This is a genomic window from Pseudomonas sp. CM27 (genome assembly GCF_013179515.1).
Taxonomy (GTDB): Bacteria; Pseudomonadota; Gammaproteobacteria; order Pseudomonadales; family Pseudomonadaceae; genus Aquipseudomonas.
The window spans coordinates 1-3,040 of sequence record NZ_JABMCN010000386.1 but is presented as its reverse complement, the minus strand read 5'-3'; the positions used below and the strand labels follow the sequence as shown (position 1 = coordinate 3,040).

Sequence of the window (3,040 nt, the reverse complement as noted above, 5' to 3'; positions counted from 1 at the left end):
TACTTGTAGCGGTGGATGTTGGACAGCTGCTTGTTCGGCTGTGGGTTCTTGCGGTAGATCAGGGCTTTCTTGCCGATGGTCTGCACCAGCTCGGCACGGCCGGCCTTGCACAATTGGGCAATGGTTTCGGCCCGTTCTTCGCGATCTTCCGAGCGAATCTCGACCTTGATCAGCTCATGGTCGGCCAGGGCGCGTTCCAGTTCGGCGATGACGCCTTCATTCAAACCGTTGCCAGCAACGATCAGGACCGGCTTCAGGTCATGACCAATGGACTTGTATTGCTTCTTCTGCTCGTTATTGAGCGGCATAATCTGACCCTTTCTGTCTGATTCTGTAAAATTGACCGGCATTTTACCCGAGGGCCACCGGCTCCGCCCAGTCAATCACGACGCATATCATCGAGGTGCCCCGTGGTACAACGTTCCAAAAGCAGCGCAAACTGGCTGCGAGAGCATTTCAACGACCCTTTTGTTAAACAGGCACAGAAGGATGGCTACCGCTCGCGTGCGAGCTACAAACTGCTGGAGATCCAGGAAAAGGACCGTCTGATCCGCCCCGGCATGAGCGTGATCGACCTCGGCGCCGCCCCGGGTGGCTGGTCGCAGGTGACCAGTCGTCTGATTGGTGGCCAGGGCCGTCTGATCGCCTCCGACATTCTGGAAATGGACTCGATCCCCGATGTGACCTTCATCCAGGGCGACTTCACCCATGATTCAGTGCTGCAGCAGATTCTCGAGGCGGTCGGTGATACGCATGTAGACCTTGTGATTTCCGACATGGCCCCCAATATGAGTGGTACGCCCGAAGTGGACATGCCGCGTGCCATGTTCCTCTGCGAGCTGGCCCTGGATCTGGCAACCCGCGTGCTCAAGCCCGGCGGTGATTTCCTGATCAAGATTTTCCAGGGCGAAGGCTTCGACATGTACCTGAAGGACGTGCGCACCAAGTTCGACAAGGTGCAGATGCGCAAGCCGTCTTCTTCGCGCGACCGTTCTCGCGAGCAGTACTTGCTGGGCAAGGGTTTCAAAGGCGTTTGAAAAGGCGTGCTACGGGTGGCCGATAGTTATTTCCAATCGGCCCTCCCGTCTGGATCGTCCGAACTTCGTGTAGTCTAGCTTTCACAAAGGGTTACAGACGGTGCCTGCGGCTGCGTAGGTAATGTAGTAAGTTAGGGCGATGAATATCATGCGAGGCACGGCTGCGTCGTGCGCCGGCCTCAGAGGGTAGCGAATTGAACGACATGGCAAAGAATCTGATCCTGTGGTTGATCATCGCAGCTGTCCTGGTGACAGTGATGAACAACTTCTCCAGCCCTAACGAGCCGCAGACCCTCAACTATTCCGACTTCATCCAGCAGGTCAAGGATGGCAAGGTCGAGCGTGTGACTGTCGACGGCTACATCATTACCGGCAAGCGCGCCGACGGCGACAACTTCAAGACCGTGCGCCCGGCCATTACCGACAACGGCCTGATCGGCGACCTGGTCGACAACCACGTGGTCGTTGAAGGCAAGCAGCCGGAACAGCAGAGCATCTGGACCCAGTTGCTGGTTGCCAGCTTCCCGATCCTGGTCATCATTGCCGTGTTCATGTTCTTCATGCGCCAGATGCAGGGCGGTGCAGGCGGCAAGGGCGGGCCGATGAGCTTCGGCAAGAGCAAGGCACGCCTGCTTTCCGAAGACCAGGTCAAGACTACCCTGGCCGACGTTGCGGGCTGCGACGAGGCCAAGGAAGAGGTTGGCGAGCTGGTCGAGTTCCTGCGTGATCCGGGCAAGTTCCAGCGCCTGGGTGGCCGTATCCCGCGCGGTGTGTTGATGGTCGGCCCACCCGGTACCGGTAAGACCCTGCTGGCCAAGGCCATCGCTGGCGAGGCGAAAGTGCCGTTCTTCACCATTTCCGGTTCGGACTTCGTGGAAATGTTCGTCGGTGTCGGTGCCAGCCGTGTGCGCGACATGTTCGAGCAGGCCAAGAAGCACGCCCCGTGCATCATCTTCATCGACGAAATCGACGCCGTTGGTCGCCACCGTGGTGCCGGCATGGGCGGCGGTCACGACGAGCGCGAGCAAACCCTCAACCAGTTGCTGGTAGAGATGGACGGCTTCGAGATGAACGACGGCATCATCGTCATCGCGGCTACCAACCGTCCGGACGTGCTCGACCCGGCGCTGCTGCGTCCTGGTCGCTTCGACCGTCAGGTAGTGGTTGGGCTGCCGGACATCCGCGGTCGCGAACAGATCCTCAAGGTGCACATGCGCAAGGTGCCGGTCGGCGATAACGTCAACCCGGCGGTGATTGCCCGTGGTACTCCAGGCTTCTCCGGTGCCGACCTGGCCAACCTGGTCAACGAGGCTTCGCTGTTTGCCGCACGCTCCAACAAGCGCCTGGTCGAAATGAAAGAGTTCGAGCTGGCCAAGGACAAGATCATGATGGGCGCCGAGCGCAAGACCATGGTCATGTCGGAAAAAGAAAAGCGCAACACCGCTTACCACGAGGCTGGCCACGCCATTGTCGGTCGACTGGTGCCTGAGCACGACCCGGTCTACAAGGTTTCGATCATCCCGCGCGGTCGCGCCCTGGGTGTGACCATGTTCCTGCCGGAAGAGGACCGCTACAGCCTGTCCAAGCGCGCGCTGATCAGCCAGATCTGTTCGCTGTACGGTGGCCGTATCGCCGAAGAAATGACCCTGGGCTTCGATGGCGTCACCACCGGTGCGTCCAACGACATCATGCGTGCCAGCCAGATCGCTCGCAACATGGTCACCAAGTGGGGCTTGTCCGAGAAGCTCGGCCCGCTGATGTACGCCGAGGAAGAGGGCGAAGTGTTCCTCGGTCGTAGCGCCGGCAGCCAGCATGCCAGCGTCTCCGGCGAGACCGCCAAGCTGATCGACTCCGAGGTGCGCAGCATCATCGATCAGTGCTACGCCACTGCCAAGCAGTTGCTCATCGAAAACCGCGACAAGCTCGAGGCGATGACCGAAGCGCTGATGAAGTATGAAACCATCGATGCCGATCAGATTGACGACATCATGGCCGGGCGCACC

3 protein-coding genes are annotated in these 3,040 nt (G+C 59.6%); 2 read left to right on the top strand and 1 reads right to left on the bottom strand.

The genetic code is table 11. From position 1 onward, the window contains the following. Positions 1-308, bottom strand: a 308-nt coding sequence (yhbY, locus tag HP547_RS28105) for a ribosome assembly RNA-binding protein YhbY (RefSeq protein WP_172230868.1), incomplete at its 3' end; no start/stop codon positions are given. Between the two features lie 102 nt (positions 309-410). On the opposite strand from yhbY, the gene rlmE reads away from it, so the two are divergent. Next, positions 411-1,037, top strand: a complete 627-nt coding sequence (gene rlmE / locus HP547_RS28100; RefSeq protein ID WP_172230865.1) for a 23S rRNA (uridine(2552)-2'-O)-methyltransferase RlmE — start codon at positions 411-413, stop codon at positions 1,035-1,037. Positions 1,038-1,240: 203 nt separating this feature from the next. After that, positions 1,241-3,040, top strand: a 1,800-nt coding sequence (gene ftsH, locus HP547_RS28095) for an ATP-dependent zinc metalloprotease FtsH (RefSeq protein WP_172288733.1), incomplete at its 3' end; no start/stop codon positions are given.